At 33.6% G+C, this 5,287-nt stretch carries 7 protein-coding genes and 3 pseudogenes; all 10 read right to left on the bottom strand.

The genetic code is table 11. From position 1 onward, the window contains the following. A pseudogene (locus tag GNY06_RS04500) lies at positions 1-127 on the bottom strand (transposase); the annotation flags it as partial. Next, positions 108-281, bottom strand: a pseudogene (locus GNY06_RS14540) (RHS repeat-associated core domain-containing protein); the annotation flags it as partial. The pseudogenes GNY06_RS04500 and GNY06_RS14540, both read right to left, overlap by 20 nt. 36 nt (positions 282-317) lie before the next feature. Further along, entirely contained in the window at positions 318-599 is a 282-nt protein-coding gene (locus GNY06_RS04490; RefSeq protein WP_166518990.1) for a hypothetical protein, read from the bottom strand. A 127-nt stretch (positions 600-726) separates the two neighbouring features. Continuing rightward, the gene (locus tag GNY06_RS04485) at positions 727-1,128 is read right to left on the bottom strand and encodes an immunity 22 family protein (protein ID WP_166518989.1); all 402 of its coding nucleotides are present in this window, start codon (positions 1,126-1,128) and stop codon (positions 727-729) included. 13 nt (positions 1,129-1,141) lie between these two features. Further along, positions 1,142-1,795: an RHS repeat-associated core domain-containing protein gene (locus tag GNY06_RS14810; protein WP_176589959.1), complete on the bottom strand. Its 654-nt coding sequence runs from the start codon at positions 1,793-1,795 to the stop codon at positions 1,142-1,144. A 318-nt stretch (positions 1,796-2,113) separates the two neighbouring features. Then, positions 2,114-2,728, bottom strand: coding sequence for a hypothetical protein (locus GNY06_RS04475; RefSeq protein ID WP_166518988.1), 615 nt, complete (start codon positions 2,726-2,728; stop codon positions 2,114-2,116). A 3-nt stretch (positions 2,729-2,731) separates the two neighbouring features. Continuing rightward, positions 2,732-3,493 carry an RHS repeat-associated core domain-containing protein gene (locus tag GNY06_RS14805; RefSeq protein ID WP_166518987.1) on the bottom strand — a complete coding sequence of 254 codons (762 nt, stop codon included), beginning with the start codon at positions 3,491-3,493 and terminating at the stop codon, positions 2,732-2,734. Positions 3,494-3,751: 258 nt separating this feature from the next. After that, positions 3,752-4,201 carry a DUF4274 domain-containing protein gene (locus tag GNY06_RS04465; RefSeq protein WP_166518986.1) on the bottom strand — a complete coding sequence of 150 codons (450 nt, stop codon included), beginning with the start codon at positions 4,199-4,201 and terminating at the stop codon, positions 3,752-3,754. 16 nt (positions 4,202-4,217) lie between these two features. Continuing rightward, positions 4,218-4,877 carry an RHS repeat-associated core domain-containing protein gene (locus tag GNY06_RS14800; RefSeq protein ID WP_176589958.1) on the bottom strand — a complete coding sequence of 220 codons (660 nt, stop codon included), beginning with the start codon at positions 4,875-4,877 and terminating at the stop codon, positions 4,218-4,220. A gap of 229 nt (positions 4,878-5,106) precedes the next feature. Further along, positions 5,107-5,287, bottom strand: a pseudogene (locus GNY06_RS13660) (hypothetical protein); the annotation flags it as partial.

Below are 5,287 nucleotides of genomic sequence, written 5' to 3'. Positions count from 1 at the left end.
GGGTACTCACTCCCATAGCGTACATCGATAAGATAGTACCTTCCAGCTCATCGGTAATGATTAGCTGGCGTTTGGGCACAATCTTAGGTTCAAAAGTACCCAGGCGGTCACGACCAGTTTCTAACTTTTAGATTTTTATAGGTATCAACATCATAAGCAGTGGATAACCCAAAAATATCCACCCAACTATTTGGGGCTTTTACATAAGCATAAGTATTCAAGCCACCTTGTAGCCCTATCCGATCCTGAGATATATAGTTTCCTGACTCATTATCATAGTATTGTAAACGATTGGCAAATTACCAAACGCTTTGTTTTTAATTATCTAAATCTAAACTCCAATCAATTTCATCAACAAACCAACCGTTCTTCTGACCTATTTTTAAAATCCTCTTTGTCAAATTAGGATTGTTTTCTATAATTTTTTTATTTGTAAATCCTTTATCCAACCACGTTAAAAAAATTACTCCTAAATCAAACCTTTGTTCAATGTTGTATTTTTTTTCATAACCTTCTACTGATACGCAGAAATCTATTGTTAGATAATTGTCTGCACTTGTGTAACGTACAAATGATTTTCTATTATGAGATTTAGGCAAACAACGAATAGCAATACCAATACTTACATTGTTATTTTTATATTCATTGTTTAATTTGTAGAAATAAGATTATTATATTCTGAATTATAGCTTAAAAATTATTGTATCTGAATATTGATCAATCACATTAATCCCCTTCATACATGCCTATATATTTTAAGTCATTATACTCTTCTTTATATGGTTTAGGGACAACAAGATCTCCATCAGCGTACCAGAAAATAGCATTTGCTTTTTCGATTCCATATTCATTGCAAACATTCTTAATTTTATCCCATTCTTCTTGATCAGTTGATGATTCTTCTAATATTTCATCAAGAGAAACCTCTTCATCAAATCTTGGAATTATTCCTATAAAATCTTGATCATACCAAACTTCCCCAATATCCTTACAAAATTCACAAAGTTTATAATTAGGACTTTCAAAATGCCCTTCTGTTGAGTAATCAAGTTTAAAATACTTTTGGTATTCCTCTTCTTCTTTAAAAGTGGTACCTATCCAAACATGAATTTTATTATACTTTCCCATTTTTCATATTGTTTTAATGATTATTTCTCATTCTCATATGATTATCATGATGCTGTTGTATAATTGCAAGGGCTTCTGCTTTTGTATTGGCCCCTTTTAACGCATCTATCAATTTATTATGAAAGTGTCGTACTGCACTACTACCATGATGAGGACCATCTGGAACAGGTAAACCATGGCGATTTGTTACATTCACAAATTCAATATCTGCTATTTTTATTGTGAGTTTCTCTAACTCGTCCAAGCTAAACCCTAATTCTTTTGCTTTTGCAGCAACAGAAACTGGAAACATTTCATGATTTTTACCACCGTTCATACCTCTTAACGCAGCTTGAACAGAAGACTTGTTACTTTTTATCAGATCCTCAGTTGCATGATTATCCCACCAGTCACGAAAAGTAGTTCTCATATCTCCCCAAGGCGTTAAGCCTAATGGATCAATCCAACTATTGGAATCTAAAACATATCTATAAAGCGCTATTCTGCCCTGTAACCCAATGGGATCCTGACTGATAAAATTACCGATTTGAGGGTCATAATACCTAAACCGGTTGTAAGCCAGTCCTGTTTCAACATCCACATACTGTCCCTGATAAAGAAAAGGCACAAAATCATGATTTCCCTTTCTGGGGGAACCATATACATCTAATTCTCGTTCCCAAACCAAAGACCCACTACTATCATAGGCATGCGAGGGAGTGCCCCAATGCCTCTGAGCTGAATATCGAATTTCTTTTGCAACTCCTTTTTATGGTATACCGTGGGGTAAGCACTTGTAATAAATGCTTTAAATATCAAATTCCCCTCCCCATCGTAATGGTAATCAAGCTAACTGAAATGGAAATCCGATCCTGATAAGTATAAAGTCTATGTTCTACATTACACCAAAGTGTTTTTTCAAATCAATTTTTATAAAGGCATGGCTTTGCTACATAATTTTTTTGCGCTTTTTTTCTTTTTCCAATAAAAAACAGAGAAAATAAATCTATATGGAGTATATTATTTCACTATAATCATCATTACCCATTGCTGATTCAATAATTGATTTCAAACTACCATCTGAGTTATATTCAAAAGAATGAAATAAAGTACTTGCTTCATTTCCACTTCTATCAAATTGCCGTATAGTAATCTTCTCAAGAAATCCTCTCTGGTCATAAGAATATTCTTCTTCAATACCACCTCTTCTACCTACTGAATAAAGTTTTATTAATAGATCATCTATATGTGTGTAATAACTAATATTTTGCAAAGTTTTTCCATTATTAAATGCTAATGATTTTATAAGAGTATTTTTCTCATAAAACAAAAACTGATAATAGTATTCATTGTCAATATCAATACCTTCTTTGACTTCTACAATCTTATTATCCTCATTAAAACCATAGATATATAAATCGTTTGTTTTTTTTATCCGATTCATATTCTCTACTAATTTACCTTGTTTAAAACCTGATCTTTGATATGAAAATGGTTCAATTTCATAAAAAGTACCTTTGTAGTTTTCAACCTTTACTATTTGTTTTTCTATTTCGTCTTTAATAGTATCAAATTCGTTTTTACATTTATCGTATTCTATTTTCAGTTCTTTCTGAGTCATAATTTATATTTCAAAAGTTCCTGACATAAGTTCATCGCCTATATCCATCAATACATTTTCAAAGTCTGATTTATTATTAATATCCTTTAGTCTATTAAAAACATTTTGCTTATAATTGTTAGTATGAACCCTACTATGCGCATGTGCGCTTGCTCCCGCAGCATCTTTCACTTTAGTCGATATTGGAAGATAAACCCCATTGACTGCATCATTTATATCCAAACCTAGTTGCTTCATTTTTTCTTGTAAAGCTACCATTCTTGGGTCTTTAGAATTGAACATTATAATATGGTGAGCAGAATTTTTATAATTCGGTTCATTAATTCCCTCCCTACGCATATTATTTCTCAATTTCCTTGCATCTGAAAAACAATCCAACCCAAATACATCTATCTGTTTATTACTATCAAACACATACGCATAGAGGTTCGGGTTATTTCCTAATAACCCAATGGGATCCTGACTGATAAAATTACCACTTTCGGGGTCGTAGTATCTAAACCGGTTATAAGCCAGTCCTGTTTCAACATCCACATACTGCCCCTGATAAAGGAAAGGCACAAAATCATGATTTCCCTTTCTCAGGGGAGCATAAACATCTAATTCTCTCTCCCAAACCAAAGACCCACTACTATCATACACATGCGAGGGTGTCCCCAGATAGTCACTGACAATACTGTACTTCTCCTCTCCAACAAGCTTTCCGCAAGGTACAACACTTCCCTCATATTGCCACTCGTGCAGGGGTACATTCCCATCCCACAACCACCTTGTGGCTTTTTAAAAGAATTAACAAGCATCTTAGCCATTACTATGGATCAAATCGTACAATAGACAGTTAAGGCTCATTGCGGAGCTGGATGATAAAGATAAATCTATCGTATCCCGTATGACTGAAAATAAGGCTTACCCAAAATAAATTTAAAAACTTCTTTCAAAAAAATATCGGTGCTCTATAATATAACACAAGGCCCGAAAATCGGGCCTTTGATATTTAAGAAATCGAAAAAATCTGTTTTTAAATCAATCATAAAGTTCTTCTATTTCATAAAATAAATTTTCTGGCATACCTTCTATAAATTCTTCAGGATATGGAATTTTTTCCCCTGACAATTTTTGAAACATTAGCTGTGGTATCTCTTTTTTTGACTCCTCAGAAATATAGGAAGTCCAATCATCTCCCTCATCATCTTTTGGATCAAAAGAAAACAAATGTTGCTTATAGTATTCTTTGAAATAATGATCTTCTATTAATTTTTTGTTCAAAAAATCGGTACTAGGGTCTGATTTCCAATAAATCATTAGAATAGTGGCTTTATCTGTGTTGGGATTTTCAACCAGCCAATTAATGAACGTCATATAGTTATCCCAATTCCAATCCATAACCATTTGATGCCAAACTTTAGTTGACTGTGTTTTGGCAAAGTCAATAATTTTATTAACTGCTATTTGTTCTATTTGATTTTCTTCCATAACATTTTATTTATTCTCATCTAATTGCATTACCAAGACGACTTCTTTTGCTTAACCTTGAACGTTCTGTTTTTTGTATTTTAAAAATTTCTTTTCGTGCTTGTGTTCTACTGATTTCAGTGTTGTTGAATCTTTTTTCAACATCTATCACTTCCTTCTCCATATATTTATTTATATTCTTGTGGGCACCACGATGATAAAAATCGAAGCCAAGTTGATTGGCTACAGCTTCATTTCTAGGCAGGAAAACGCCATTCTTTACATTATCCTTAGCGTCTTTTAACCCTATATCATCAAAGAATGTTTGATGAGCTACCCAAACTTGATGAGGTATTACATGGTGTGCTTGAAACTCTCTTCTTGGAAATTCCTTTATACCATGTGTCATGTTTGCAGGCTCCATCCTATTCCCTAATGTTCGACTTCCCTTACTCAGTCCAAAAACATCTACCCATCCATTGGTATCGTGAACATAACCGTATAGCTGAATTCCACCTGCTAGCCCAATGGGATCTTGACTGATAAAATTACCGATTTGAGGGTCATAATACCTAAACCGGTTGTAAGCCAATCCTGTTTCAACATCCACATACTGTCCCTGATAAAGGAAAGGCACAAAGCTATTGTCTCCTTTTCTCGGGGAACCATAAACATCCAATTCCCTTTCCCAAACCAAAGACCCAATACTATCATACGCAGCGATCTTCTATGTTATTTTCTTTATCAGGAATTAGTCAATCTTGAATATTAAATTCAGAATTGCTAATTAAAAATAGATAGTATTTTATTACGATGGTGCGTTAAGAGAAGTATCGCTCATCTGAGCATTTCTATTTTTTTAGGATAGCATTTGGGCTTTTTTCTCATTCTTGCTAAAAAATGCCTGAACAAACTATTATAAGCTTCTACGGTAAATGTTTCTGCCTTTGTCTGAAGATGCTTCTCTTTAGAAACAAGCTTTGGTAGCTTTTCCAGTGATCACTTGCGATCTTCTCCATTTTGTGTTGTTTTATTGTTTCCCAAAACTCTTCTGCAGTTTGATGACTTCTGTCACCAATAACGAAATTGATGAATCTTTTTCCAAAT

Origin of the sequence: Elizabethkingia argenteiflava, assembly GCF_009904105.1 — a bacterium.
In the GTDB taxonomy this organism is placed as follows: Bacteria; Bacteroidota; Bacteroidia; order Flavobacteriales; family Weeksellaceae; genus Elizabethkingia; species Elizabethkingia argenteiflava.
The sequence above is the reverse complement of the archived record's forward strand: the minus strand, read 5'-3'. Positions and strand labels throughout refer to the sequence as shown.